We start from the raw sequence: 25,501 nt of genomic DNA, 5'->3' as shown, positions 1-25,501 counted from the left end.
CGAAGCCATGCGCCAAATCATCTTCGGCATCATCGTCCTCACCCTCGCCTGGGTCTACGTCCGCATCTCCGGCCAACGCACCACCTAACCCCCATGATGGACACCACTACGCGAGCGGAGGATGCGAACTCTCCGGATGTCACCGGCGGCGATCTGCGGGGCTTGCTCGAGATTCTTCGGCTCGATGCGGCGGACCGGCTATCGGACCTCGATATCGCCATGGGCGTGCTCCTGGCCAGCCGAGGAGTCGATGTCGCTGATGACGAGCACGACCCGGAAGGCGTGACTTTGTCCGCGGAATGGTCGCGGTCAGCTGGCCTTCGCGAGGCCGCCCGTAAGGAGCTGGAGCAGATCGATGACGCGCTGCGGCGACTGAACGCCGGCGGCTACGGAGTCTGCGCTGATTGTGGGGAGCCGATCCCTATTGCGCGCCTTCGCGTGCGTCCGTTTGCCTCCAGGTGTGTGAGCTGCGCCGAGCGGGCGGGCACATGAGGGTCCACACGCTTCGCGTGTGAGTGTGCCGCTCCGCGGCTGCCGAGTATCTGATCACGCTTGTCCCGTCTGAAAGAAGGAACCCGTGGCTCGACCCATCACTCTCTTCACTGCGCAGTGGGCGGACCTGCCCTTCGAGGAAGTGGCCCGGCTCGCTGGCGAATGGGGCTATGACGGTCTTGAGATCGCCTGCTGGGGCGACCACATCGACGTTTCTCGCTGGGATGACGATGAATACGTCCAGTCGCGCCTGGACATCCTGCAACGGAATGGGCTGAAGGTCTTCACCATTTCTAACCACCTCACCGGCCAGGCAGTGTGCGACGACCCGATCGACGAACGCCACCGCGACGTCCTCTCCGCCCGTGTATGGGGAGACGGCAACCCTGAGGGGGTGCGTCAACGCGCCGCAGAGGACATGAAGGACACGGCCCGTTTCGCGGCAAAGCTGGGTGTGTCCACGGTCGTCGGATTTACCGGCTCCTCCATTTGGAAATCGGTTGCGATGTTTCCGCCTGCCTCCAACGCATGGATCGACGCGGGCTACCGAGACTTCGCCCAACGCTGGTCCCCGATCCTCGATGTCTTCGACGAAGTGGGCGTGCGTTTCGCCTTGGAGGTGCACCCCAGCGAGATCGCCTACGACTACTGGACGACGAAGAAGACGCTCGAGGCAATCGAGTATCGACCGTCGTTCGGACTGAATTTCGACCCGTCGCACTTTATCTGGCAGCAACTCGACCCAGTCGCGTTCATCCTGGACTTCGCGGACCACATCTTCCACGTCCACGTCAAGGAATCGGTCACCAACCTGGATGGGCGCAACGGCGTCCTCGGTTCCCACCTGCCATGGGCCGACATGCGGCGAGGCTGGACATTCGTCTCCACCGGACATGGGGAGGTGCCCTGGGACCGGCTATTCCGCGCTCTCAACGCAATCGGCTACGACGGCCCGACGAGCGTGGAGTGGGAAGACGCAGGCATGGACCGTCGTGATGGGGCGCCGGAGGCACTGGCGTTTGTGCGGCGCCTCAATGCCATGTCCCCGCCTTCAGCGGCGTTCGACTCGGTCTTCTCTACCAAGCGTTCGTAACGCTCGCATCGACCGATGTTGCTCCACCCAAACCTCATGTCATATGATGACCAGACAAGTACTCACCGAAGAAGGGGCAGCTGATGGCGATGAGGCTCGGCGCTATCGCTGATGACTTCACAGGAGCCACGGACCTGGCGAACAATCTCGTTCGCTCAGGAATGCGGACCGTCCAGATCATCGGAGTGCCATCGGCTGAGGAACTCAGCGCGACGGATGCTGATGCTGTCGTGATCGCACTCAAGTCACGCAGCGCACCCGTTGAGCAGGCCGTCGAGGAGTCCCAGCGGGCAGCAATATCGCTGCTCGATGCCGGCGCCACGCAGATCTACTTCAAGTACTGCTCAACATTCGACTCGACTCCGCTAGGCAACATCGGGCCTGTCATCGATGCACTGCTCGACACTGTCGGCGCGGACTACACCGTCGCAGTCCCGTCGTTTCCCGCCGTGGGCCGCACGGTCTATCAAGGCCACCTCTTTGTCGCCGATCGGCTTCTCAACGAAACCGGGATGCGGCACCACCCACTAACCCCCATGGACGACGCTGACATCGTCCGGGTGCTGCAGAAGCAGACCATGCGGCCAGTCGGCCTGGTGAACGAAACCATGGTGCTTGCCGGCCCTGACGCGGTGGCCGACGCGGTGAAGCGACTCCATCACGCGGAGGGAGTGCGGGTCGCGGTCGTCGACACGGTGAGCGATGAGGACCTCTACACGCTCGGCTCCGCGTTCAGCGACCTCCCACTCGTGACCGGTGGCTCCGGGCTGGGCCTCGGACTTGCGGCGAGTTGGTCGTTCACCTCTTCCCGGGAGGCCGAGCGACTGCCTGTCGCCTTCGGGGCTCAAGTAGTGATCGCTGGGTCCGCATCTCGTGCCACCCAAGGTCAAGTGGACGCCTTCATTCAGACCGGCGCCCCTTCGTTTGCCATCGATCTGGAGAAGCTCGCGCAGGGTGTCGATGTTGTTGAGGAAGTGCTGGCCGCAACGGCCCTTGCCCTCGGCCAAGGGCCGTTGCTCGTCTACTCGACCCGCTCCGCGGAGGACGTACGAGCGTTTCAGACCCGTGTTGGTGTTGAGCGAGCGAGCGAGCTCATCGAGTCCACGCTCGGACAGATCGCCTCCGCCTTTGTGGAACGCGGAGCTGGAGCTCTTCTCGTCGCCGGCGGCGAAACATCCGGGGCCGTTGTCAATGCACTCGGCATCAGTTCCCTGCAGATCGGTCCGCAGATCGACCCCGGGGTGCCATGGTGTGCCGCCAAGAGCAATGGCCGACTGATTCACATTGCGCTCAAGTCGGGAAACTTCGGTCAGCCTGACCTGTTTACACGAGCTTTCCAGACGCTGGATTGGGAGGACTGGCCGTGACAGACGAACTTCGCACCGAGATAGTACGCGTTGGCCGAAGTCTGTTCGAACGAGGGTACGTGCACGCCTCGGCTGGCAATATCAGCGTCCGCCACTCCGAGGGCTTTGTGATCACTCCCACGGATGCCGTCCTGGGCTTCCTGCGAGAGGAGGATCTTGCAGGTTGTGGCCAAGACGGCCGGCAGCAGAACGGCCTGCGCGCGAGCAAGACCCTCACGTTGCACCGCCGAATCTATGAGGAAGTCCCGGACGCGCACTGCATCATTCACACCCACGCTACGAACCTCGTCGCGCTCACGCTCGCCGGGCCCTGGTCGGCAAACGACATCCTCCCTCCCGTCACCCCCTACTACGTGATGAAAGTCGGGCACACCCCTCTCATCCCCTACCGGCGACCCGGGGATCCCGTGGTCGCCGACCTGGTCGCTGAACGCATCCAGGAGAACCCTGGCCTTCGCGCGGTAATGCTGGACCGCCTGGGGCCCGTGGTCTGGGGGCCGACACCCGCCGGGGCCATGGCGGTCCTTGAAGAGCTGGAGGAGACGGCCCGCATCTGGCTCCTGTCGGGACGCAACGCTCCGAGCCTTCCGCTGCGCGCCGTCCGCGAGCTTGCCGATACGTTCGGCGCGACGTGGTGAGGACAGTAACGTGGTGAAATTCGCAGCGAACTTGTCGATGCTTTACCCAGATCTCGACTTCCTCGACCGCTTCGATGCGGCGGCAGGCGACGGGCTTCGCGCTGTGGAGTTCCTCTTCCCGTATGACTACGAAGCAGCCGAGCTGCGACGGCGACTAGACCACAATGGTTTGTCCCAGGCGCTCTTCAACGCGCCGCCCGGCGACTGGGACGCCGGAGAACGTGGCGTCGCCTCCCTGCCTGGAAGGGAACGCGAGTTTCGGGACGGCCTGGAGCGGGCACTTGAGTACGCCCAGCTGCTGTCCTGCCCCCGCGTGCATGTGATGGCGGGAAACGTTCCTGAAACCGCAGAGAGATCGGACTACCTCGGGCGCTATAGGGACCAGCTCGCCTGGGCTGCCGATCGGGCGGCGGGCACCGGAGTGCGGTTGCTTCTCGAGCCACTGAACCACCGGGATATGCCCGGCTATTTGCTGACCAGTCAGTCGGAAGCGCACGCTCTGGTCTCCGACATCGACCCGATCAACCTGGCGGTCCAGCTCGACCTTTATCACTGTCAGATCACCGAGGGCGATCTGACCACGACCATCGAACGTGATGTCACCTCAAACAGCGTGGCGCACATTCAGATCGCCAGTGTCCCAGACCGCAGTGAACCCGACCACGGTGAGGTGGATTTCGTCCACATCCTCGCGTTTCTCGATCGGCTTGATTATGCGGGCGCCGTAGGACTCGAGTACCGCCCGGCTGCAGACACCAGCGAAGGGCTGCAGCGATTCTTCACCACTATTCGCGAGCGAGGAGTATCAGTATGAGAGTTGTGATCACCGGCGGATCTGGCTTCTTGGGCCACATCCTGGCTGAGCACCTACTCAGTCGAGACCTGTTCCGCGGGGAACGCCTCGCCGAACTTGTATTGCTCGACCGGGCCACACGCGGCGCCGCGTGGGGCGACGACCGCGTCACCGAAGTCGAGGGCGACCTCCTGGACCTTCTCCCCAGCGTGTTTCAGGAGCGGGTCGACGTCGTTTTCCATATGGCTGCGGCGGTGAGCGCGGAGTCCGAACTCGACTTCGATCTGGGGATGCGAAGCAACCTGGAGACGACTCAGTCTCTCCTCGAGCACGCGAGAGCGCAGTCCAGCGCCGGGGGCCCGCGCACGGTTGTCGTCTTTGCGAGCAGCGTGGCAGTGTACGGTTCGGATTCGGAGGTGCCCGCCCCCCGTCGAATTCGGGAGCACGACCTGCCGCTTCCGGCGTCGAGTTACGGCACGCAGAAAGCGATCTGCGAGGCGCTGATCGCCGACTATACGAGGAAGGGGTTCCTGGATGGGCGTACGGTACGGCTCATGACGGTCGCTGTCCGGCCGGGTGTGCCGAATGGCGCGGCATCGGGGTTCATCTCAGGGATCGTCCGCGAACCTCTCAACGGCGTAGCGGCGATCTGCCCCGTCGATCCGTCCCTTGAGATCGCGCTGGCCTCACCCGAGGCCACCATCCGAGGGCTGATCAGAGTCGCCGAGGTCGAGCGGGGCCGTGGCCCTGGCGAACTCGCCGGCCGCCTGCCGGTCAATCTCCCGGCTCTGACAGTCTCAGTGGCGGAGATTCTCGACTCGCTCCGGCGAGTGGCCGGTGAAGAAGCATTCAACCTCGTCGAAGTTCGGCCGGACCCGGCGGTCGAGGCAATCGTCGGTTCGTGGCCGGCTCACTTCGAAAATGACCGGGCTACTGGACTGGGGATCGAGGGAGACGCTTCAATCGATGACGTCGTCGAACAGTACATGCGGGACTATCGACCCGCGGTCGTGCCGTCGACGGACCTGTCTGGGCGAGATGGATAGGCTGTCGTCGTGCTACCCAAGATGACGTCGTCGACACGGCTGACCGACCGTGTCGCTGCGACGCTGCTGGAGGAGATCACGAGCGGACGGCTAGCGGAGGGCGAGAAGCTGCCCACCGAGTCGCAACTCGTGGAACAGCTCGGGGTGAGCCGTACCGTCGTTCGTGAGGCGATTACTCTGCTCCGAAACGCTGGGGTCGTTGAGTCACGGCAAGGCGTCGGCGTCTTCGTGCTGCCAAGCCGAATCGCTCCACTCGACTTGTCCGACGAATCGGCGCCGAGCGTATCGCTTGCGCTGAGGGTCCTCGAAGTGCGTGAGCCTCTCGAGGTGGCCGCCGCTCGCCTGGCAGCCGAGCGGTCATCGGCGGAGCAACGCCGCGAGATCCGTACCGCACTCGATGCGGTGGACGCCGCCCTCGACAGCGGAGACGACGGCGTCAAAGAGGACCTCACCTTCCACGCCATGATCGCGGCGGCGACAGGCAATCCCGTTCTCGCTTCGACAGTGTCCTACCTCGGCGAAGTCATGGAGGATGGGATACGTACCAGCCGAGGAATCGAGTCGCTCCGATCGGATTTCATGGCGGCAGTTCGCGAAGAACACCGAGCGATTCTGGCGGCCATCGACAGCCGCGACGGACAGGCTGCGTCCCTCGCCGCCGCCGAGCATCTCCACAACGCCGCCATTCGTCTTCGCGCGAGCGAGAACATCTAGCGGGGTCTCCTCGTCGCTGAACCGGGCGGCCGGTATTGCGTTGGACCTTGCGGGCCGACTTGCGACGCCATTGTGTGACGGGACCCACGCATCCGCAGTCGGTGGGCAGTGGTCGCGGACAGCGAGGCAGTCTTTCGACGCGGCATCCCCGCCAGCCGAGCGCTAGTACATCGTCCGGTCGTACTCTCGCTCGAGGTCCTCATCGATGCGCTGCATTTCGGCCTCGCTTGTCGGGGCCGCCCCCGTCTGGTCGCGGATCATCTTGGACAACGACGGTAGTTCGCCTTTGTGGATCTGCTCCGCGGGGTCCCACAGTCGTGAGCGCTTGAAAGCCTTCGCACAGTGCAGGAACACCTCGGTCACGTCAACCACCAGCGCCAGCTTGGGGGATCGGCCCTTGATCGCCATCGGCTCCAGCAGGTCCGGCGCGGTCGTGATCCTCGCGTGCCCGTTTACGCGGAGTGTGTCGTCGCTCCCCGGGATGATGAACAGCAAGCCCACCGCCGGATTGCTGAGGATGTTCGTCAGGCTATCCAGCCGGTTGTTCCCGGGCCGGTCGGGAATCGCCAAAGTGTGTGCGTCGAGCACGCAGACGAAGCCCGGAGGGTCGCCGCGGGGGCTAACGTCGGCGTTACCGGCAGCATCCTGCGTTCCGATGCAGACAAACGGTGATCGTTCGATGAACGCCCGTGCGTGCACATCAAGCTCCCCGAGGACCTTCTCCTCAGCCAGCGACGTGACGTCATGAAAAAGGCGTCGCAACTGCGGTTCGTCGCGGATCACGTAGTCATCATCCAGCCGGGACAAGCTGCCGCTAGTCGTCATGACGGCGTCCAACTTCCATGGTTCGCAGGAGCGCGTTGAAACGATCGGCAAGCCCTCTTCTCATTCCGGTCATACGCACTCCTATTCGTTGCTCACGCCAACATATCGGGCATCTTCGCGAACAGGAACAGTCTTCGCGTCGCCGTCGAATTGCTCCGTGGCCGCCTGCTGGGCTGCGGACCGGGCGGCTGCCGCGTCATTGGCGGCGAGTGCGGCCGTGGCGATGTCGCGCGCCTCGGCGATGGTGTGCTGGAGAAGGGTGGCGCGCACGTCGGCGAGGGCCGTGGGTGCCATGGACAGGCTCGTGGCGCCCAGGCCGACGAGCACGACGGCGAGCAGGGGATCTGCCGCCGCCTCACCGCAGATGCCGACCGGCTTGCCGTTCGCGCGGCCGGCGTCGCCGACCTCGCGGATCAGGCGCAGCACCGCCGGGTGCCACGGATCCTGGAACGACGCGACCGATCCGAGGAGCCGGTCTGCGGCGAGCGTGTACTGCGTGAGGTCGTTGGTGCCGATGGAGGCGAAGTCGACCGATCCGAGGAGCCGGTCTGCGGCGAGCGTGTACTGCGTGAGGTCGTTGGTGCCGATGGAGGCGAAGTCCGCGTCCACCAGGATGCGGTCGGCGAGAAGCGCCGACGAGGGCACCTCGACCATGACGCCGGCGGTCTTGATGCCGTAGTCGCGGGCGAGGGCGGTGAAGTACTCCGTCTCCTCGACGGTGGCGATCATCGGCGCCATGACCCACAGGTCGGCGTCGGTGGCGGCATCCGCTTCGGCGAGGGCCGTGAGCTGTTCGCGCAGGATGTCTTCGCTGGCGCGGAGGGCACGGATGCCGCGGAGCCCGAGTGCGGGGTTCTCCTCGTGCGCGTCGTTCAGGAACGCGAGCGGCTTGTCGGCGCCGGCGTCGAGCACGCGCACGACGACCTTCTTGCCCGGGAACGCGGCGAGGAGCTTCGTGTACGCCTCGCGCTGCTGCTCGACGGTGGGGGCCTGGTTGGAGCTCAGGAACAGGAACTCGGTGCGGAACAGGCCCACGCCCTCGGCGCCCAGCGCGACCGCGTCGGTGGCGCCGTCCGGGTTGCCGAGGTTCGCCAGCAGCGGGATGGCGGTGCCGTCCGCGAGGGCGCCGTCGGTGATCGGAGCGGATGCTGCGGACGCACGTGCGTCCGCGCGGTTCTGCGCCCGCTCGAGCTCGTCGGCGGTCGGGTCGGTCGTCACGACGCCGGCGGCGGCATCCACGATCACCGTCTCGCCGTCGCGCAGTCCCGTCGCCGAGGTTGCGCCCACGATCGCGACGATCGACTTCTCGCGCGCGAGGATCGCGGTGTGCGAGGTCGGTCCGCCCTCGGTGGTCACGAGGGCCAGCACCTTGGTGAGGTCGAGGAGCGCGGTGTCGGCCGGTGCGAGGTCCTTGGCGACGAGGACGAACGGATGCCCTGGATCCGGCACGCCGGGGGCCGGCACGCCGCGCAGCCGGGCGATCACGCGCTGCGCGACGTCGTCGAGGTCGGCGGCGCGCTCGCCGAGGTAGCCGCCCATCGCCGTGAGCTGATCGCGGAACGACGCGAACGCGTCGTACACTGCCAACTCGCCGGTCTTGCCCTGCGCGAGCCGCGTGCCGATCTCGTCGGCGAGGGTCGGGTCCTCGGCCATCATGGCCTGCGCCTCGAGCACCTCCTGCGCGGCGCCGCCCGCCTGCGCCCCGCGGGCCTCGAGCTCGCGCGCGACGGCGGCGACGGCATCCGTCACGCGCGCCTTCTCCTCGTCGGCACTGATCGTGCTCGGCGCGTCCGACGGAGCCGGCGCGGGCTCCGCCATGCGCGCGACGGGTCCCTGGGCGACGCCCAGTCCGATTCCCACACCCCGGAGTTCGGTCATGGTTCAGGCCTCCGCGTCGTGGTCGGTGGTCAGCAGTTCCGCGAGCGTGTCGAGCGTCGACTCCGCCCCGTTGCCGTCTGCCGTGAGGGTCACGTAGTCGCCCTGCTCGATGCCGAGCGCGATCACGCCGAGGATGCTCGCCGCGTTGACGGGGCTCCCCGCGTCCTTCGCGATGGTGATCGGGATGCCGGCATCCTTCGCCGCCTGCGCGAACAGCTTCGCCGGACGCGCGTGCAGACCGTGCGCCGATCCGATCCGGACGGTGCGGGAGATGGGTGGCATGTCGTGACCTCTCAGTATTCATTAGCGCGGGACTCGAGGATCGCGACGGCGGGCTGCCAAGTTGCGGACGATCAGTCAGGGGCATTTCCGAAACGATGGATCACCGCCCCTATCCGAAGAGATGCGACGCTCGTCCATGCCGTCGACCAGCGGAGCCAGCCGAACATTCTCGCGGGAACAAGACGCGACGCATCTTCCGCGGGCTGGCCGGCGGGTGCGATGCGTCAAGCCCAACACGAAACTCCGACCGGGTTCTTGCCTCAAGTGAGTAACACGCCCGCGTCACGAGCACGATACTGTCAGCCGCGCGTGTAAGCAACCGAACCCGGACAAGGGCACGTATGTTCGGTTCGTCCCGCGTGACACGGGATGTCAGCACACTCGACTGGGTGGAGAGCGCTGTTCAACGCGCTGAGCGCCGGATAGCGGGGAACTGGTGGGTCCCCGGATGACTTCGCGCACCCGGGATCGGAGAATGTTCAAAACGATAGTTGCAGCGGTTCGAATCGAAAGGTATATTCATCGTGAACGCGGGCCTGTTACTCATGCGAGGCAAGAACCCCGTCGCAACTCCGTGTGGGAGTTGACGATTTCACACTCGGTGGCGAAGCCGCCTCCAAGAAGTGTGTCCCCTCGCATGTCCGTGGAACCGTTCGTACGTCTCCACTGACCTCGCGGACCTCGCAACCGAGTCGTCATCATCCGAACGCGGGTTTCGTCTCACTGTTCCGATGGAGATGCTCATGGCTGAGTCAGTCCGCAATTACCCCAAGCTTGCCGACGAGATCCTCGATCTTGTCGGCGGCGAGTCCAATGTCCGCGCTGCGTCGCATTGCGCGACGCGTCTGCGGCTTGTCTTGAACGACACCCCCGAGAACGCGAAAGAACGAGTGGCCGCCTTGCCAGGCGTGATCACCGTGGTCGAAGCCGGCGGGCAGTTCCAGGTCGTCATCGGCTCTCACGTCGCTGAGGTGCACGAGGCGCTGACGAAGGACCGCAACCTGGAGACCGACGTCGAGGCGTCCACGCCGAAGCCTTCGATCCTCAGCCGCTTCATCGCAATGATGTCGGCAGTGTTCGCGCCGTTCCTCTACATCCTCGCGGCGGGTGGACTGCTCCAAGGTGCGCTGATCGTCATCCGACTGATCTGGCCGGGCTTCACGGGGACTGGTACGGATCTCGTTCTGTCGATGATCTCGTGGTCGCCTTTCGTGTTCCTGCCGATTCTCATCGCGATCACCGCGTCGAAGCACTTCCGAGTCAGCCCCCTGATCGCAGTGCTCTGCTGCGCCGCGCTGGTCAGCCCGGGCTGGGCGGACCTGGCTGCCCGCGTGGAGGGCGGCGAACCGCTCGACCTCTTTGGTCTTGCCCTGAACTCCACCACTTACACGGCGACGGTGCTGCCGGCGCTCCTGCTGGTGTGGCTGCTGTCGTACCTTGAGCCGTTCCTCAACCGCTACCTCCGCGGCGTGGCTCGTTCCATCCTGGTGCCGCTGGTGTCGGTGCTCACCCTGGTGCCGTTGGTGCTCCTGGTCATCGGGCCGCTGTCCGCCGCGGGGGCCGCGGGTGTGGCCGATGGGTATAACTGGCTGGTTGGAGCTGCACCCGTGGTTGCGGCCGGCGTGATCGGCGGGTTCTGGCAGATCGTGGTGATCTTCGGGGTCCACTGGGGCTTCACTCCCTTCGTGCTGAACAACTTCGAACGCTTTGGGGAGGACTCCTTCCAAGCGTTCCAGACTGCTGCGGTCGTTGCGCAGGTGGGCGCCGCTCTCGGCGTGTTCTTGAAGACGCGCAGCAAGCTGATGCGTGGAGTCTCCGGTGCGGCGACCGTCACCGGCATCTTTGGTATCACCGAGCCGACCATCTACGGCGTCACTCTCCGGCTCAAGCGCCCGTTCATCATTGCGTGCATCACGGGCGCTGCGGGCGCGATCATCATGGCTCTGTTCGGGACTCGGTACTACGCGTTCGCCGGGCTGCCCAGCCTGCTGACCATCGTCAACGCCATCAATCCCGAGAATCCGGCCTCATTCATCGGCATGGTGATCGGCGTGGGTGTCGCCTTCATCGGAGCCGCTGTGCTGTCCTACTTCATCGGTTTCAAGGACATCCCTGACGCGAACGTTGAGAACGCTGACGCGGTGACTGCCGATGACGGTGCTGCTTCCCGCTTCGCCGAGGCGGTCGCCGCGGCGAACGGACGGCTCGTGGTGGACAGCCCGCTCTCCGGCACGATCCTGCCGTTGGACCGCACACCGGATGAGGCCTTTGCTACAGGAGCCATGGGCGGGGGAGTGGCGATCGACCCCGCCGATGGACGCGTTGTCGCGCCGTTCGATGGAATGGTCGCGGCGGTGTTCCCGACCAAGCATGCGGTCGGGCTTATCTCCCAGGACGGTCTGGAAGTCCTCATCCATATCGGGATCAACACCGTCCAGCTGCAAGGCGCCCACTTCACCGCGCACGTGAAGGTCGGCGACGAGGTGCGCGCCGGCGACCTCCTCGTCGAGTTCGACGCCGACGCCATTCGAGGCGCCGGTTACTCGCTGATCACTCCGGTCATCGTCACCAACGAAGACGCCTACAGCGACCTCGTCGTCGCCCCGAGTGGGCAGCTTGACGCTGGCCACCCCGTGTTCGTCGCCACGCGCGACTGACTCACCCACGACTACGCAGATAAGGAACTGAACAATGAGCAGACTCCCCGAAGACTTCCTCTGGGGCGGTGCCGTTGCAGGGCACCAACTCGAAGGCGGATGGGACGCCGGCGGCAAGGGCCCGAGCATCGTCGACGTGCTTACCGCCGGCGCCCACGGCGTGCCGCGACGCATCACCGAAACGGTAGAGACTGACGAGTCCTACCCGAACCACGTGGCCGTCGACCACTACCACCGCTTCCGCGAGGATGTGGCGCTGTTCGCTGAGATGGGACTGAAGTGCTTCCGCACCTCCATCCAGTGGGCTCGAATCTTCCCCCTGGGTGATGAGCTCGAGCCCAACGAAGAAGGACTGGCCTTCTACGACGCGCTCTTCGACGAGCTCTTGGCGCACAACATTCAGCCCGTCGTCACCCTCTCCCACTTCGAAATGCCGTTGCACCTGGCACAGAAGTACGGTGGTTTCCGCAATCGCGCCCTGGTGGAGTTTTTCGAGCGCTTCGCCCGCGTGTGCTTCGAACGCTTCGCGTCGAAGGTGCGCTACTGGATGACCTTTAACGAGATCAACAACCAGTTCGACACGCGGAACCCGCTGTATCTGTGGACCAACTCAGGAGTGCGCCTCACGCCCGACGAGGACCCCCGTGCAGTCGTGCTTCGCGTTGCTCACAATGAGCTCCTCGCGTCGGCGCTCGCGGTGAAGGCTGCGCACGAGGTGAACCCTGACTTGCAGGTCGGCGGGATGGTGTCGTTCGTGCCGATCTACCCGTACTCGTGCGACCCGCGGGACATCGAAGCCGCGCAGGTCGCAAGCCGCCTGCGCTACTTCTTCTTCGACGTGCACGCCCGCGGCCACTACCCCGCCTACGCGATCCGCGAGCGGGAGAAGCACGGCTACGACATCGGTTGGGAGGAAGGGGACGCGGAGATCCTTGCCGCCGGCAAGGTGGACTACCTCGGCCTCAGCTACTACATGTCGACCACGGTGAAGGCTGACGCCCACACCGATGAGCTGAGCGCCGCCGGCGGCCTGCCGAACTCGGTCCCGAATCCCTACATTGCTGAGAGCGACTGGGGATGGCCCGTGGACCCGGTCGGGCTTCGTTACTCGCTGAACGTCCTCACCGAGCGTTACGAGCTACCCCTCTTCATCGTCGAGAACGGCTTCGGCGCCATCGACGAGATCAACGCGGACGGCTCCATCGACGATGACGCGCGAATCGAATACCTCCGTGCGCACATCGAGCAGATGGAACTGGCCGTCATCGAAGACGGTGTCGACCTCATCGGTTACACGCCGTGGGGGATTATCGACATCGTCTCGTACACCACCGGTGAGTACAAGAAACGCTACGGGATGATCTACGTTGATCGCCACGACGACGGCACGGGCACCTTCGACCGCTCGAAGAAGAAGTCCTTCGGATGGTACGCGGACGTCATCCGAGCCGGCACCGTCGCACGCTAGCGCGCGTACGACAGTCTCAACGACGAGTTTGTCGCAGCTCCAAAGCACAAAGGATCAGGGATGCAAGGTCGCACAGCAACGCTCGTTCGCGTTCTGAACAACAATGCAATCTTGGTGGACGCCTCCGGCGACCGCATCATCCTCCTCGGGCGCGGGATCGGATTCGGTAAGCATCTCGGCGATGTGGTGAATATCGCCGAGGCATCAGAGATCTTCGCTCCGTCCAACGCTTTGGAGCTGCGACAGCTCGCAGCGTTCGCACGCGAGATCCCGTTCGACGTCTTCCGGGTTGCGCGGCGCGCGCTCGAAAACGCGCGCCACCAGCAACGCCCGACCAGCCAGGCGCTGCTCCTATCCGTTGCCGACCACCTCCACTACGCGCTCGAACGAGCCCGAACAGGGACGAAGGTGGACTTTCCGCTCCGGTGGGAGATCGCACAGCTTTACCCTCACGAAGTGAAGCTGGGTCAAGAGACCGTCGACCTCGCGAATGCCCTGCTCGACGATGGCACTCAGCTGGATCCTGACGAGGCGACCGCGTTCGCGATGCACTTCGTCAACGCCCAGTTCGCGGCTACCGATCTTTCCCACACGGTGGCCATGACCAAGTCCCTACAAGACGTCGTCAAGGTCGTCGAGGAATCGTTCGGCCCGGCCGCCATCGCCGATCCCACCAGCGTGGCCCGCTTCATCACGCACCTGCGCTACCTCTTCGCGAGAGTGACGACGCGAACACAGATAGGCGAGGCACCCGCAGTGCTGCTCACAGCTGTCCGTGACGCCTACCCAGAGGTCGCCGCCGCGACCGATCAAGTCCGCGAGGTTGTCGAACGCGGCGGGGAACAGCTCAGCGACGCCGAGGTGTGCTACCTCGATATCCACCTTTCACGGCTGTGGAGCCTGGCTAACAGCGGCGAAGCCGACAGGCTGTCGCCGCCAGCGGCGGCCCCGCCGACGGCCGACGGCAGATAAACTCCCGCACCGACGTTTGCTGCTAACCCCTGGGCCCGACCCGAACTCCCGCAAATCAGATGACAGACGAAGGAGCTGTTGTGTACGGAACTGCAAGCCGTGCCGCTCGACTGGTTGGAAATCCTGACGGCATGGTCCTCACCCCTCTCCTGGCGGTCTGAAGTGCGGGTTGCCATTGTCGGCGCCGGGAAAATCGTCGCCGACTTTCTCCCGCACGCGGCAGACGTTCCCGGACTGACACTCGCCGCGATCTTCGGCAACGCCACGAGTCGCGACAAGCTCCACGCCCTCGCCGCTGCCTACCGCATCGGCACCGTTTACACGCAGTACGACGAGTGCCTCGCCGACCCCCACATCGACACGGTCTGGATCGCCCTTCCGAACGCGCTCCACTTCGAGTTCTCACGTCGGGCACTGCTGGCCGGCAAGCACGTGATCTGCGAGAAGCCGTTCGTCCTCCGCGCGGATCAACTCGTTGAGCTGCAGACGGTCGCAACTGAGCGCGGGTTGATCCTCGTCGAGGCGATCAGTAACCAGTACCTGACGAATGTCGAGCGCATGCGGCAGCATCTTCCTGCGCTCGGAGCCCTGCGCATTGTGCAATGCGAGTACTCGCAGTACTCCTCCCGGTACGACGCGTTCCGCGAGGGCACCGTCCTGCCCGCGTTCGACCCGGCGATGGGCGGCGGTGCTCTCATGGACCTCGGCATCTACGCTCTGCACCTGGTGGTCGGTCTGCTCGGGCGGCCGCAAGAGGTCACCTATGCAGCGCATGTGGAACGAGGCGTGGACACCTCTGGTGTCGCGGTGCTCAGGTACAACGACGCGACAGCCGTCTGCGTCTGCGCCAAAGATTCACCAGGGCCCTCTCGAACCAAGCTGCAGGGAACCGACGGCGTCATCGTCGTGGAGGGAACCCCTAACGAGGTTCCCTCAATCGAGCTTCGGCTCCGAGGCGCGGAATCTCGCCTCATCACCGACAACCTCCACTCGCATCGGATGGTCGAAGAGTTCCGTGCCTTCGTCCGAATGGTCGATCACGCCGATCTCGCTGAGCGCGATCGTCGCCTGGATCACAGCCAGATCGTGCTTGATGTGGCCACCTCCGCGCTCGCGTCCGCTGGCATCAATCTCGGCTGACGCGGTGCCATCGCAGATCATCCGTCCCGAAAGGACCTCACCATGACGACACGGATCCCCGGCATCTCCGCCCCGTTCCGACCATTCCCGCAGCACCGCTGGGACGTTGACTGGGCAACGGGCAGGATCACTGTTGCGAGCATCCCCGGCACAGACATCTTCACCGACCCGGGTGGGGAGGACGCACAGGTAACCTCGACCACCCTCCACAACGCCGCGACCCTACTTACCGAAGCGCCGGCAGGCGACTTTCAACTGCGCGCCCGGGTGGGCGTCGAATTCTCCGATACCTTCGACGCCGGCGCCCTGTTCGTTCGCCACAATCGCGACACGTGGGCGAAGCTGTGCTTCGAATACTCCCCACAGGGGGAGCCGATGATCGTCAGCGTCGTCAACAACCGGGTCTCCGACGACGCCAACGCTTTCACCGTCGACTCCCGAAGCGTCCACCTGCGGATCTCCCGAATAGGCAAGGTGTTCGCATTCCATGCCTCACAGGACGGCAAACGGTGGGTGTTCGTCCGCGCGTTCGCGTTCCCGGATGCAGATTCACCGCTCGAGATCGCGTTCGAAGCGCAATCGCCGCACAGCGAAGGCTGTCAGGTCACGTTCGAGCACGCAACCCTGACCACCGCCTCCATCACGGACTTCCGCGACGAAACCTGACCGGCTGGTTCCCCTCGATCGCTGCGACGTGCCAGAAGTCCTTCGCCGGAGTGCACTCACGTAGCTCGAGGCGCCGGTCGCGCCGAGTACACGCGTTCCGTGGAAGCCCCCTGAGGCCGGGCTAGCGCCAGATAGAAGCCTGCTGCCTCGGCGCGCGTATGCATGCCGATCTTCCGATAGATGCTCGAGATGTGGAACTTGACGGTGTTTTCACTGATCCGCAGATCGGTGGCGATGTCTCGATTGCGGTGACCGGCAGCGATGCCGTGCAGAACCTCGATCTCCCGTGGCCCCAACGCGGCCGCAAGAGGATGCCCCGAAGTAACCAGGTGAGGCGGGTCTAGGGGGATCGTGATCGCCATCTCCGTGCCCCAGCCCGGTGTTGCGTGGACAACCAGCGTGCCACCCAGCGCCTGGACACGGTGGCGCACGAGTTCGAACTGCGTCCCGTCGGAGGGGGTGGGTTCGCCGCTGCCGTCGTCGCGCATCTCCACGAGCAGGTTGCTTCCATCACAGTCCCACTTGACACGCACTCTTCTGACATCCGGCCGATCGACAAGCGCCATGATGGATCCTCGCACCACTGCGCGGGCGCCATGGGCGACTTCGCTGGGGAGCGGTCGGCCGTCCTCCGGAGGTTCCACGAACTGCACGTCGATCTCGCGATGCCGGGTGAACGGCCCGATGTCCTCGCGGAGCCGGTTGAACGCAGTAGTAACCGGCTCCTCGGTGACAGTGCGAACCCGGGAACTCGCTTTCCGCAGCCGTGAAATCCCGTTAGCGGCAATGCTCGTGGCTGTCAGTCGGGCAGCCCGATCTCCCAGTGAAGCGGACCGCAGAGCAGCCAGCACTGACGCGAGCGTGGTGGAGTACTCGTCGGCGAGCTCCGCGAGCGCATCCATGCGCTCTCCCGAGGATTCCCGCGCAAGCTGAAGGTAACCGGGGGGTGCAGCGTCGGCGAGATCCTGGACGCGCAGCGCCACCACATTCCAGACCTGCGCGGCTCGCTCGATGCGCGCGGCCCGGCCGGTGGGGCCGGACTCGCCAACGTCCTCGCCGTGGAATGGACGGGCCATGATCAGCAGCGCACCGTTGCCCGACACCAGCTGCAACGTCGGCACAGACGCGCCGGCGACCACGAGAATAGTCAGTCTGCTGGAGTTGGGCCCCAGGCTTCGCCGGTATTCGTCCAGGTCGAGCAGGGAGAGCGAGTCAGCGAAATCTCGGTCCCCGACGCTTGAGACATGTCCGCCGGTGGCGCTGGCAGACAACAAGAGCAGGGCGTCGTGCGGCACGAACTCGGCAAGCAGGCGTGACAGGAGACCAGGAAGCTCCGTCGCCGGTGAGGCGACGACCTCGGCCAGGTCCCGCAGGGTGTCCTCTGTGCAGCGATGTCCACCGTCGGGCATGACCTCACCTTAGGGGGGAACTGCCCGTTCGGGTAGGTATAACAGCTCCTCCGGGGAATGGCATGCTCAGGCCCCCCGCGGCAAGGTCGATTCTGCCGGCACCCGCACCGGCCCGACTCAACGCTGAGAGGACGTGCATGTCTGGAAACAAGGCAGTCGCCTACAAGGGGCCGGGGGTCGTCGAAGTGATCGACACCGCCTATCCCGAGTTCGAACTGAAGGACGGCCCGGGGGTGAACCCGGCGAACGTCGGCAGGAAGGTTCCCCACGGCGCGATCCTCAAGACCGTGTCGACCAACATCTGCGGCTCTGACCAGCACATGGTGCGCGGCCGCACCACCGCACCCGAAGGGCTGGTGCTCGGTCACGAGATCACCGGCGAAGTGGTCGAGGTCGGCCCCGACGTCGAGTTCATCAAGGTCGGCGACATCGTGTCGGTCCCGTTCAACATCGCCTGCGGCCGGTGCCGCAACTGCAAGGAGGGCAAGACCGGCATCTGCCTCAACGTCAACCCCGACCGCCCCGGCTCCGCCTACGGCTACGTCGACATGGGCGGCTGGGTGGGCGGGCAGGCCGAATACGTCCTCGTCCCCTACGCCGACTGGAACCTCCTCAAGTTCCCCGACCGCGACCAGGCGCTCGAGAAGATCCTCGACCTCACGATGCTCTCCGACATCTTCCCCACCGGCTTCCACGGTGCGGTGACCGCGGGCGTCGGCCCCGGGTCGACGGTGTACATCGCCGGCGCTGGCCCGGTCGGCATCGCTGCGGCGGTAGGCGCGCAACTGCTGGGCGCTGCGGCCGTCATCGTGGGCGACCTCAACGAGGACCGTCTCGCGCAGGCGCGCTCGTTCGGCTGCGAGACGGTCGACGTGTCGAAGGGCGACCCCAAGGAGCAGATCGAGCAGATCCTCGGCGTCCCCGAGGTCGATTCCGCGGTCGACGCGGTCGGCTTCGAGGCCCGTGGACACGGGACGGATGCCTCGCACGAGGCGCCCGCGACCGTGCTCAATTCGCTCATGGACATCACCGCCGCCGGCGGCGCGCTCGGGATCCCCGGGCTCTATGTCACGGGCGACCCGGGCGGGATCGACGAGGCCGCCAAAGTGGGCTCTCTCTCGCTGCGCCTCGGCCTCGGCTGGGCCAAGTCGCTGTCGTTCACCACGGGTCAGTGCCCGGTCATGAAGTACAACCGGCAGCTCATGATGGCCATCCTCCACGACAAGGTCCACATCGCCGACGCCGTCAACGCCACCCCGATCTCCCTCGCCGACGCCCCGCGCGGCTACGCGGAGTTCGACCAGGGTGCCGCGAAGAAGTACGTGCTCAACCCGAACGGCTACATCAAGGCGGCGTAAACGGCGAACACACCGGATGCCGCAAGACAGCGGCATACGTCTCACCCAACGGAAGGAAAAACCATGTCTGTGACCCTCGAGGACGCCCGTCGCGTCATTGCCGCGGCAGAGAAGCGCGCCGACGAGATCGGCCAGCCCATGAACATCGCCGTCGTCGATGCGGGCGGCAACCTCGTCGCGCACGTGCGCCAGGACGGCGCCTGGATCGGCAGCACGAGATCGGCCAGCCCATGAACATCGCCGTCGTCGATGCGGGCGGCAACCTCGTCGCGCACGTGCGCCAGGACGGCGCCTGGATCGGCAGCATCGAGATCTCGATGAGCAAGGCCTGGACGTCGAAGGCGTTCGACATCTCGACGAAGGACCTCGGCGACAATTCGCAGCCGACGCAGCAGTTCTTCGGCATCCACACCACCAACGCGCACGGCCGCGGCGTCGCGATCTTCGCCGGCGGCGTGCCGCTCAGCCGCGACGGCAAGGTCGTCGGTGCGGTGGGCGTCAGCGGAGGCTCCGGCGAGCAGGACCAGACCGTCGCGGAGGCCGGCGCGGCCGCGCTGTAAACGGATCGCGTTGGTGGGGTACCCCGTACCCCACCAACCGAGAACTGACATCTTCACACTTTGACCACTCGGCACGCCGGTGAGCTCAGTGCAGCATGCGGTGGATCCACTTCACCTAGCCGATGCGTCACGTCGGACTCATCCGAGAGGGGTTGCCATCCCGACAGATCAGCGAACGCAGTCTGGGGCCGTGGCCATTTCTCTCCACCGACCCCGGACGGCGGACCCCGACCGTCGCGTGTCACCGCCAGCGTTGACGACCAATCAGCAAACCGTCGACACAACGACGGCAAGCAGGACACCAGAACCCTTACCGCCACCCCAGCACGGCGCGCGGCGGGATGCCGCCCGTCGAATCATCCGGACCGCGCCCGAGATCCGCAGCCGCTCGCGGCCCTCGCACCGCCACGAAACGGCAAGTGCCACCGCAACGAGGGACCAACCGATCGTCGCGACAACCCGCGGTGCGAATGAATCGCACGTATGCCAAGTCGGCGCTCACCAACAGCGGATCGTTGATGCTGCAATCGGCGTCTTCGCCGAACGCGGATTCGCCGGCGGCTCGATATCGGCTATCGCCACGCGAGCCGGAGCCTCCCGAGCGCAGGTGTACTACTACAACTACAAGAACAATGCCGACCTGTTGTCAACGTGCTGGAAGAGCGCGACGGGCGCGCCGATGAGCGGGAGAGCGAAGAGTCGGAGACGGCCGCGGACTTTCCCTGGGCCGTGCTCCGCATGGCTTCGGACAACCAGTCGGCGCCGAACTCATCCGGCTCTACGTTCAGGCACTCGCGGGCTCCGCGTTGGCGGGAAACCAGACGCGAGACCATTTCCGAAGCGGATTCCAGCGGCTGCGAGACGAGTTCGAGGCGGCCTTTGCCCGCATGGAGACGGCGGGTGCGCTCGCGCCAGGAGTGAGCGCGCGTTACGCCGCGGAGTCAACTCTCGCAATCTGAGACGGCCTGCAGATGCACTGGACACTCGAGCCGGATATCGACGTGTCGGCCGCACTTCGCCGCCACTCCGGAGTGATCGTACGAGGCTGATGCAGGCCGAAGGCGTCGCATTTCAGTCGCAGTACGACCTCGTCAATACTGGGCGACTCCGCTTCGTCTCCGAACGGATTCTGTTCGACGCGCACGTCGCATCGACACGAAACTGAAGCCCCAGATCGACACGAGCGGCAGCGCGGGCAGGGTCACTTGAACGTGACTAGGTGCTGGGCCAGACAGGCCCCGCGGCGAGCCATCGGGGCGTCCGCGCGGGTCAGAGTACTGCCGCGATGAGCGGCGCCAACAATGAATATCCGGTCTCGGCCAGCTCGCGGGTCGTGAGTAGGTTGTACCCATGATCCGCCTTCGGGATGTCGACGTGCGAGATGAGCGCTCCGGCTTTTGCCAACTTTTGAGCGTAGGTCACGCCTTCATTGCGCAGGCGATCGTATTCACACGTGGCGACGATGGCGGGCGCGATCCCAGTCAGATCGTCTGCGTTTGATCCCCACACTGGGGACGCGAGTGGGTGCTTTCGTAGCTCGGGGTCTGGGGTGTAGGCGGTCTCGAAGACATCGCGCATCCATCCACGCAGGACGGTCTTGGCCAGCGGTGAAGGCTTCAGTCTGATGTCCGTGACGAGGTCGAGCGGTGCGTAGTGCAGGACCTGCAGGGAGATATGCGAGCTGTGTGCGTCCAGCGCCATGCGGGCGGCTCCGGCTGCGAGGTTGCCGCCCGCGCTCTGCCCGCCTACCGCGACGCGGCGGTGATTCCAGGGCCGGTCGACGCTCGCGGCCCACAGCGTGACTTCGTACGCCTGTTCGACGGGGACCGGAAATCGCACGTGGGGGGCGGTGCTGTATTCGACGTTGAGGATGTAGCTGCCCGTCGCGGCGGCGAGGTAACGGCACCAGGGATCGTCCTGACGGCGACCGGGGACGACAAATCCCCCTCCGTGGAAGTTCACGTATACGCCCGGCAGGCTTTCGGGTTCCGCCGTCGGTGCGTACAGCGTGCACGTCAGCTCGCCGTGGCGGGTGGGAACTTGGACTTCCTGCGTGTTTCCCCGGATCTCGGGGAAACCGAGCGGGCCGGACGCGGGCCGTGGGCTGAAACTTCCCATAAATCGGGCGACAGTGTCAGCGACGAACGGCGTGGTGAGGAATGACATGTGTCTCGTCTTTCTGGTGGTGAGGTCGCTGCTGCCCGGCTCCCGGCCGAGTTTGGTGAGTCGGGCGGATCTGACGGCTCAGGACTGAAGGGCGTACGCGTCTGCCTCCTCCGTCTTCTCATCGTTCTCGGGCTGCGATCCGTGCGTCTCCTCGCCATCGGACCCCGCAAGGGCCATCGAGGCGACCTCGGTCGCGGGAGTGCCTTCGTGTGTCCGCTTGCGACGTCGAACCGCGTCGACGATGCCTACGATCACCACGCCGAGCACTGCAGCGGTCGTCCACACGAGGAGTTGATCGAGCCATTCAGCTGCCTGCGCACCATCGAAGTAGAGGATGCTCCGCATCGGTTCGAAGGCGCCTGCGCCGATCCAGAATCCGTGCACTCCCTGCCAGAAGGGGGGGAGAAACCCCGCGGCCAGAGCACCACCCGCGCTCGGCAGGTTGAACGCGGTGAGGAAGATGTTGCACGCCAAGGAGGCCACGGGCCCCAGAATGCGCACCAGCACGATCGCGAGGAGAGCAACGGTAAGTCCATAGAGTGTCGAGACGCCGAGCACGCTAGACATCGTCCCGAAATCGGCGCCGTAGTCACCGATGAAGATAGTCGACAAGGCGAAGCACAGCACGGGAGCCAGGATTGCGGCCGAGACCGCGGTGATCAGTTGGGTGCGCAGTCGAGCCCGTGGGTGCGCTTGGAAGAGCATTGTGATGGCCAAGTACGACCCCACGGTGGTCACGACGAAGAGGAAGAAGAGTCCGGTGCCGCTGCCGTCGCCCTCTCGGGTAGGAACGACATCCTCGGCAGACGACTCGAGCTGCATCGAGGAGGCGATCTCGGCGCCGACCGTCTTGATTATCGATGTGCCGGAGACCCCTGCCGCGTTGGCGACCAGTGATGTCACCTTCTGGTCGTCGATGACGAATGCCGCGAAGATCTCACGATCCTTGATGGCTTCCCGCGCCTGGTCGGCGTTTCGATAGGAGGTGAAGACGAAGGCGTCGTCACCGGCACGGTCCTGCATGCCGTCTTCCACGTCCGATTGAACGCTCGACGAGGCGACCATTCCGACAGGCAGTTCGTGCGGTGTCGGGGCGTGCAGCGCGCTGACATAGCAGGAGATGAACACGAAGATGAAGATGACGGGGGCAGCGATCAGTGCGCTGATGGTGCGCTTTCGGTCTGGGTTCAGCTGGGCGCCCAGAGGCTCGGTCACCACGTTGGTCGATTCGGCGATCTCACTCATCGCAGGTCTCCCTCAGTTGCTGTTTGTGTGGGTACTGGTGTCGTCGGTATCGGCGCATCCGGTCCGATGGAACCTCTGCGACGCGTCGACCGATCGAGGGCGCTGAGCTCTGCGCGCATGCGGGCATTGGATTTCGCTATGGCGACGAGTGCGACGGCTGCTGGCACGGCCACCGTCCACGACACGAGTTGCAGGATCCAACGCGTCACGCCGTGCCCCCCGAAGTAGACGAGGGAGCGGAAGGACTCCATCGCGCCCGCTCCGAACGACACGGAGTGCACCCATTGCCAGAAGTCGGGAAGCAGTGCGTAAGGCACCGGTCCGCCTGATCCGGGCACGTTCAAGAAGATCGTGAGGAGCAGGACGCCGATCAGCAGGGATCCTCCGAGGAACTCGTGCATCAAGATGGCGATGGATCCGATCGTGAAGACATACAACGCGTCCACCGCGAGGAGAGCGGCGATCGCACCGAACGAGGCGCCGTAGTCGCCGACAAACACCGACGACAGCCCGAAGACAAGCACCGGGATCAGCACGCTTCCGATACCGACGACAGCGAACATGCGGCTGGGTTTCGTCTTCGGTGCGGTCTCGGCTAGAACGATGACCAGCATGAACGCGCCCACTGTTGAATAGATGAACAGGTAGAAGAGGTTGCTGCCCATCGGATCCTCGGGCGCGAGGGGGGCGAGGTCTTGCACTGACAGTGGCACGCCGAGCTGAGACGCGACCTTCTCGCCTGTCGACCTGACGATGGCCGCCGTGCTGGGCCCGTTGCCCGATCCGACGTACGCCGTCACCGACGCGGGTCCCTGGGAAGGGTCCTCGTGCATCTCGACGAGCAAGGCGCCAATTGAGTCCCGCGTCTTCACGTCTTGCTTCGCGTGTGAGGTGACCTCGCTCTGAACGACGCGGAATTCGTCTGTCTCGTCCAGAGAGGTGACCAAGTCGCCGACGACGGAGTTCGGGCCCACCACCGTGATGGCGGCGTCGTTTGGCGTGGGCGCATGGAAGGCGCTGACGAAGGCCAGCGGGAACGCAACGACGAAGAGTAACGGTACGGCGAGACTCGCCATGATCCTTGCCTTCACTGATCTGGGTATAGACGGCACTGCTCTGCTCCTAAGAATTTGCCAACGCTGTTGACAGTTTTCACCACAGCGCATTATCTGTCAACGGCATTGACAAATTTCCGCCTCTGCCACCACACTGGACTCATGACGCGACACAGGGTTGACCGGTCCGCAGACCTGAAAACTCGCATACGCGGCGCTGCGGAAGACCTGTTCTCTACCGCGGGTTACGCCAGCACGAGCGTCCGTGACATTGCTACTGCCGCCGGCGTCGACCCCTCGATCGTGATCCGGCACTTCGGGTCGAAGGAGTCGCTGTTCGTGGAGACCGTGCGCCTGCATATCAACGAGCGAAACGTCTTGAGCGGACCGCTGGATACAGTGGGCCGACGCGTGGTGCAGAAAATCTTCACCAACCCCGAAGAGCTGGTGCGCAGCCGCGGCGCGTTCGCCGCGTTGCTGCGCGCCACCGACAATCCAGACGTGCGGAGCCTCCTCACGCGCGAGCTCAGCGCGAGTCTCATCACACCGATCGAGTCCCGACTTCCCGGACCGAAGGCCAGGCTGCGGGCGCACATTTTCTCTGCGCAACTTATCGGTCTCTTCACCGCGCTGTGGGTGATCGAAGACCCTGTACTTGTGAACGCGGCTCCGGAAGACCTGGCGGCAGCATACGGGCACCTATTGCAGAGCGCGCTGACAGGAGCGTTGCCCGCTGAGCCCGCTGAGAATGTGACCCGGGCTGGCGCGCCGCCAGCGGCCTAGGCCGATCTGAGATCGAGCGCGGGGCGGGCTTCGCGTGCGATCACAAGTTCGTCCTGGATCACCAATCGTTACTGAACGTTGCGGAGCTGAGCGCTGCGACTGGCGACTGGCGACTGGCGACTGGCGTCGTGGTGCGGCCAACAAGTCCGTGCTAATCCTGACTTCGCAGCGGAACGGGTGGCGGTTTCCCCGCTAAACCGGTAGCGAATTAAGTCGACGCCCGGGTTCACCACCACCGTCGTTGGCAACGTGTCACCCGGTGCGGATCGTACCCGCTGGGGGCTAAGGCAAAACTCCGCGACCGCATGTTTGGGCGCGGCCAACCAAATAATGAACCTCCAGCCGGGCACATACACGCTCGGGCTGAAAGCGAACACAGCTGACGGGACTGAGTACGCTCGCGCTGTCATTGGTGAACTCAACGGCGACCGCAGCGTAGTCAACCTCAGTAGAGGCGCAAGCGGGTGGCAGACATTTTCATAGTGCACTCTCCGGAAGGGCAGAGCGAAGTAGACCGAGTCCGAGTAGCCCACCGCGGCTGCGATCTCTGCGACGGTCATCGAGGTCGTGTCAAGCAGAGCGCGTGCGCGCACCATCTCGAGCGACGTGCGGAACGCACCGGGCCCGCCGTCCGTGGCATGGCGAGACAGAGTGTTGAGATGCGGCGACAGTCAGACCATGGTCGCAAGCTCTGAGACGATATTCCGGTCGACTTCGAGCTGCGGTCTGGGCTTATGCACAGCCACTGGTTCGCAACGCTTCGATGCGATTGCGCAAGGGGAAATGCGATCGCAGTTCTAAAACTGACGGAGGTTGTTGACAGTTGGGTCTTCCGATTGGGAGGAAGATTCCATGTCAGATCGAGAGCTCGAGCGGCGGGCGAATCACAAGCTC

General features: G+C 64.8%; 25 protein-coding genes. 17 read left to right on the top strand and 8 right to left on the bottom strand.

Going from position 1 to position 25,501, the window contains the following annotated elements; translation table 11 throughout:
* The first annotated feature begins 93 nt into the window (after positions 1 to 93).
* The 7 genes from ASF40_RS04020 to ASF40_RS03990 all read left to right on the top strand — a co-directional run bounded on the left by ASF40_RS04020 (position 94) and on the right by ASF40_RS03990 (position 6,143).
* Positions 94 to 492, top strand: a complete 399-nt coding sequence (locus ASF40_RS04020) for a TraR/DksA family transcriptional regulator (protein WP_235560131.1) — start codon at positions 94 to 96, stop codon at positions 490 to 492.
* 85 nt (positions 493 to 577) lie between these two features.
* The gene (locus ASF40_RS04015; protein WP_056366939.1) at positions 578 to 1,585 is read left to right on the top strand and encodes a sugar phosphate isomerase/epimerase family protein; all 1,008 of its coding nucleotides are present in this window, start codon (positions 578 to 580) and stop codon (positions 1,583 to 1,585) included.
* 83 nt (positions 1,586 to 1,668) lie between these two features.
* Entirely contained in the window at positions 1,669 to 2,952 is a 1,284-nt protein-coding gene (gene otnK, locus ASF40_RS04010) for a 3-oxo-tetronate kinase (protein WP_056366938.1), read from the top strand.
* Positions 2,949 to 3,590 (top strand): class II aldolase/adducin family protein, encoded by a 642-nt coding sequence (locus ASF40_RS04005; RefSeq protein WP_056366936.1) that lies wholly within the window; start codon positions 2,949 to 2,951, stop codon positions 3,588 to 3,590. The genes otnK and ASF40_RS04005 overlap by 4 nt, the downstream gene beginning before the upstream one ends.
* A 10-nt stretch (positions 3,591 to 3,600) precedes the next feature.
* Positions 3,601 to 4,404, top strand: a complete 804-nt coding sequence (gene otnI, locus ASF40_RS04000) for a 2-oxo-tetronate isomerase (protein ID WP_056366934.1) — start codon at positions 3,601 to 3,603, stop codon at positions 4,402 to 4,404.
* Positions 4,401 to 5,429 (top strand): D-erythronate dehydrogenase, encoded by a 1,029-nt coding sequence (denD, locus tag ASF40_RS03995; RefSeq protein ID WP_056366932.1) that lies wholly within the window; start codon positions 4,401 to 4,403, stop codon positions 5,427 to 5,429. Before otnI ends, denD begins: the two co-directional genes overlap by 4 nt.
* 9 nt (positions 5,430 to 5,438) lie before the next feature.
* On the top strand, positions 5,439 to 6,143 hold the full coding sequence (locus tag ASF40_RS03990; RefSeq protein WP_200919426.1) for a FadR/GntR family transcriptional regulator: 705 nt from the start codon (positions 5,439 to 5,441) through the stop codon (positions 6,141 to 6,143).
* Between the two features lie 162 nt (positions 6,144 to 6,305).
* Here ASF40_RS03990 and ASF40_RS03985 read toward each other — a convergent pair whose 3' ends face one another.
* The 3 genes from ASF40_RS03985 to ASF40_RS03975 form a co-directional block, all read right to left on the bottom strand.
* On the bottom strand, positions 6,306 to 6,926 hold the full coding sequence (locus ASF40_RS03985; RefSeq protein WP_200919425.1) for a pyridoxamine 5'-phosphate oxidase family protein: 621 nt from the start codon (positions 6,924 to 6,926) through the stop codon (positions 6,306 to 6,308).
* A gap of 123 nt (positions 6,927 to 7,049) precedes the next feature.
* On the bottom strand, positions 7,050 to 8,846 hold the full coding sequence (locus tag ASF40_RS03980) for a phosphoenolpyruvate--protein phosphotransferase (protein ID WP_157549411.1): 1,797 nt from the start codon (positions 8,844 to 8,846) through the stop codon (positions 7,050 to 7,052).
* Positions 8,847 to 8,849: 3 nt separating this feature from the next.
* Entirely contained in the window at positions 8,850 to 9,128 is a 279-nt protein-coding gene (locus ASF40_RS03975; protein WP_056366926.1) for an HPr family phosphocarrier protein, read from the bottom strand.
* A 743-nt stretch (positions 9,129 to 9,871) separates the two neighbouring features.
* On the opposite strand from ASF40_RS03975, the gene ASF40_RS03970 reads away from it, so the two are divergent.
* The 5 genes from ASF40_RS03970 to ASF40_RS03950 all read left to right on the top strand — a co-directional run bounded on the left by ASF40_RS03970 (position 9,872) and on the right by ASF40_RS03950 (position 16,031).
* Positions 9,872 to 11,785: a beta-glucoside-specific PTS transporter subunit IIABC gene (locus tag ASF40_RS03970; protein WP_056366923.1), complete on the top strand. Its 1,914-nt coding sequence runs from the start codon at positions 9,872 to 9,874 to the stop codon at positions 11,783 to 11,785.
* A 34-nt stretch (positions 11,786 to 11,819) separates the two neighbouring features.
* Positions 11,820 to 13,253, top strand: coding sequence for a 6-phospho-beta-glucosidase (locus ASF40_RS03965; RefSeq protein WP_056366921.1), 1,434 nt, complete (start codon positions 11,820 to 11,822; stop codon positions 13,251 to 13,253).
* Between the two features lie 60 nt (positions 13,254 to 13,313).
* On the top strand, positions 13,314 to 14,225 hold the full coding sequence (locus ASF40_RS03960) for a PRD domain-containing protein (protein WP_082496858.1): 912 nt from the start codon (positions 13,314 to 13,316) through the stop codon (positions 14,223 to 14,225).
* 99 nt (positions 14,226 to 14,324) lie between these two features.
* Positions 14,325 to 15,365: a Gfo/Idh/MocA family protein gene (locus ASF40_RS03955; protein ID WP_235560130.1), complete on the top strand. Its 1,041-nt coding sequence runs from the start codon at positions 14,325 to 14,327 to the stop codon at positions 15,363 to 15,365.
* Positions 15,366 to 15,407: 42 nt separating this feature from the next.
* Positions 15,408 to 16,031, top strand: a complete 624-nt coding sequence (locus ASF40_RS03950; protein ID WP_056366915.1) for a DUF1349 domain-containing protein — start codon at positions 15,408 to 15,410, stop codon at positions 16,029 to 16,031.
* Positions 16,032 to 16,087: 56 nt separating this feature from the next.
* On the opposite strand, the gene ASF40_RS03945 is transcribed toward ASF40_RS03950, so the two are convergent.
* Positions 16,088 to 17,440, bottom strand: coding sequence for a LuxR C-terminal-related transcriptional regulator (locus ASF40_RS03945; protein WP_082496857.1), 1,353 nt, complete (start codon positions 17,438 to 17,440; stop codon positions 16,088 to 16,090).
* Positions 17,441 to 17,577: 137 nt separating this feature from the next.
* Between ASF40_RS03945 and fdhA the strand changes: the two genes are divergently transcribed.
* The 4 genes from fdhA to ASF40_RS21680 all read left to right on the top strand — a co-directional run bounded on the left by fdhA (position 17,578) and on the right by ASF40_RS21680 (position 20,523).
* Positions 17,578 to 18,798, top strand: coding sequence for a formaldehyde dehydrogenase, glutathione-independent (gene fdhA, locus ASF40_RS03940; RefSeq protein WP_056366913.1), 1,221 nt, complete (start codon positions 17,578 to 17,580; stop codon positions 18,796 to 18,798).
* Positions 18,799 to 18,861: 63 nt separating this feature from the next.
* Positions 18,862 to 19,032 (top strand): GlcG/HbpS family heme-binding protein, encoded by a 171-nt coding sequence (locus tag ASF40_RS20785; protein ID WP_082496856.1) that lies wholly within the window; start codon positions 18,862 to 18,864, stop codon positions 19,030 to 19,032.
* Positions 19,029 to 19,358 (top strand): GlcG/HbpS family heme-binding protein, encoded by a 330-nt coding sequence (locus tag ASF40_RS03935; protein ID WP_082496855.1) that lies wholly within the window; start codon positions 19,029 to 19,031, stop codon positions 19,356 to 19,358. The genes ASF40_RS20785 and ASF40_RS03935 overlap by 4 nt, the downstream gene beginning before the upstream one ends.
* 79 nt (positions 19,359 to 19,437) lie before the next feature.
* Complete coding sequence (locus ASF40_RS21680) at positions 19,438 to 20,523, top strand: TetR family transcriptional regulator (RefSeq protein WP_082496854.1); 1,086 nt, start codon at positions 19,438 to 19,440, stop codon at positions 20,521 to 20,523.
* Between the two features lie 104 nt (positions 20,524 to 20,627).
* Here the strand turns inward: ASF40_RS21680 and ASF40_RS03930 are convergent, their stop codons facing one another.
* The 3 genes from ASF40_RS03930 to ASF40_RS03920 form a co-directional block, all read right to left on the bottom strand.
* Positions 20,628 to 21,524 (bottom strand): alpha/beta hydrolase fold domain-containing protein, encoded by an 897-nt coding sequence (locus tag ASF40_RS03930; RefSeq protein ID WP_056366910.1) that lies wholly within the window; start codon positions 21,522 to 21,524, stop codon positions 20,628 to 20,630.
* A gap of 78 nt (positions 21,525 to 21,602) precedes the next feature.
* On the bottom strand, positions 21,603 to 22,769 hold the full coding sequence (locus ASF40_RS03925; RefSeq protein WP_056366908.1) for an ABC transporter permease: 1,167 nt from the start codon (positions 22,767 to 22,769) through the stop codon (positions 21,603 to 21,605).
* The gene (locus ASF40_RS03920) at positions 22,766 to 23,845 is read right to left on the bottom strand and encodes an ABC transporter permease (protein ID WP_056366905.1); all 1,080 of its coding nucleotides are present in this window, start codon (positions 23,843 to 23,845) and stop codon (positions 22,766 to 22,768) included. Before ASF40_RS03920 ends, ASF40_RS03925 begins: the two co-directional genes overlap by 4 nt.
* A 141-nt stretch (positions 23,846 to 23,986) precedes the next feature.
* Here ASF40_RS03920 and ASF40_RS03915 point away from each other — a divergent pair, with 141 nt between their 5' ends.
* The gene (locus tag ASF40_RS03915; protein ID WP_056366902.1) at positions 23,987 to 24,607 is read left to right on the top strand and encodes a TetR/AcrR family transcriptional regulator; all 621 of its coding nucleotides are present in this window, start codon (positions 23,987 to 23,989) and stop codon (positions 24,605 to 24,607) included.
* Between the two features lie 68 nt (positions 24,608 to 24,675).
* Here ASF40_RS03915 and ASF40_RS21675 read toward each other — a convergent pair whose 3' ends face one another.
* The gene (locus ASF40_RS21675; RefSeq protein ID WP_442922683.1) at positions 24,676 to 25,257 is read right to left on the bottom strand and encodes a hypothetical protein; all 582 of its coding nucleotides are present in this window, start codon (positions 25,255 to 25,257) and stop codon (positions 24,676 to 24,678) included.
* Positions 25,258 to 25,501 lie beyond the last annotated feature (244 nt).

Origin of the sequence: Microbacterium sp. Leaf288, from assembly GCF_001422925.1 — a bacterium.
Taxonomy (GTDB): Bacteria; Actinomycetota; Actinomycetes; order Actinomycetales; family Microbacteriaceae; genus Microbacterium.
The sequence above is the reverse complement of the archived record's forward strand: the minus strand, read 5'-3'. Positions and strand labels throughout refer to the sequence as shown.

Excerpts from the sequence above, each read along its gene's own strand:
- ASF40_RS04020 (WP_235560131.1), top strand. The coding sequence starts at position 94 with ATGATGGACACCACTACGCGAGCGGAGGATGCGAACTCTCCGGATGTC.
- otnK (WP_056366938.1), top strand. The coding sequence starts at position 1,669 with ATGGCGATGAGGCTCGGCGCTATCGCTGATGACTTCACAGGAGCCACG.
- denD (WP_056366932.1), top strand. The coding sequence starts at position 4,401 with ATGAGAGTTGTGATCACCGGCGGATCTGGCTTCTTGGGCCACATCCTG.
- ASF40_RS03980 (WP_157549411.1), bottom strand. The coding sequence starts at position 8,846 with ATGACCGAACTCCGGGGTGTGGGAATCGGACTGGGCGTCGCCCAGGGA.
- ASF40_RS03975 (WP_056366926.1), bottom strand. The coding sequence starts at position 9,128 with ATGCCACCCATCTCCCGCACCGTCCGGATCGGATCGGCGCACGGTCTG.
- ASF40_RS03970 (WP_056366923.1), top strand. The coding sequence starts at position 9,872 with ATGGCTGAGTCAGTCCGCAATTACCCCAAGCTTGCCGACGAGATCCTC.
- ASF40_RS03965 (WP_056366921.1), top strand. The coding sequence starts at position 11,820 with ATGAGCAGACTCCCCGAAGACTTCCTCTGGGGCGGTGCCGTTGCAGGG.
- ASF40_RS03960 (WP_082496858.1), top strand. The coding sequence starts at position 13,314 with ATGCAAGGTCGCACAGCAACGCTCGTTCGCGTTCTGAACAACAATGCA.
- ASF40_RS03950 (WP_056366915.1), top strand. The coding sequence starts at position 15,408 with ATGACGACACGGATCCCCGGCATCTCCGCCCCGTTCCGACCATTCCCG.
- ASF40_RS03945 (WP_082496857.1), bottom strand. The coding sequence starts at position 17,440 with ATGCCCGACGGTGGACATCGCTGCACAGAGGACACCCTGCGGGACCTG.
- fdhA (WP_056366913.1), top strand. The coding sequence starts at position 17,578 with ATGTCTGGAAACAAGGCAGTCGCCTACAAGGGGCCGGGGGTCGTCGAA.
- ASF40_RS20785 (WP_082496856.1), top strand. The coding sequence starts at position 18,862 with ATGTCTGTGACCCTCGAGGACGCCCGTCGCGTCATTGCCGCGGCAGAG.
- ASF40_RS03935 (WP_082496855.1), top strand. The coding sequence starts at position 19,029 with ATGAACATCGCCGTCGTCGATGCGGGCGGCAACCTCGTCGCGCACGTG.
- ASF40_RS03930 (WP_056366910.1), bottom strand. The coding sequence starts at position 21,524 with ATGTCATTCCTCACCACGCCGTTCGTCGCTGACACTGTCGCCCGATTT.
- ASF40_RS03925 (WP_056366908.1), bottom strand. The coding sequence starts at position 22,769 with ATGAGTGAGATCGCCGAATCGACCAACGTGGTGACCGAGCCTCTGGGC.
- ASF40_RS03920 (WP_056366905.1), bottom strand. The coding sequence starts at position 23,845 with ATGGCGAGTCTCGCCGTACCGTTACTCTTCGTCGTTGCGTTCCCGCTG.
- ASF40_RS03915 (WP_056366902.1), top strand. The coding sequence starts at position 23,987 with ATGACGCGACACAGGGTTGACCGGTCCGCAGACCTGAAAACTCGCATA.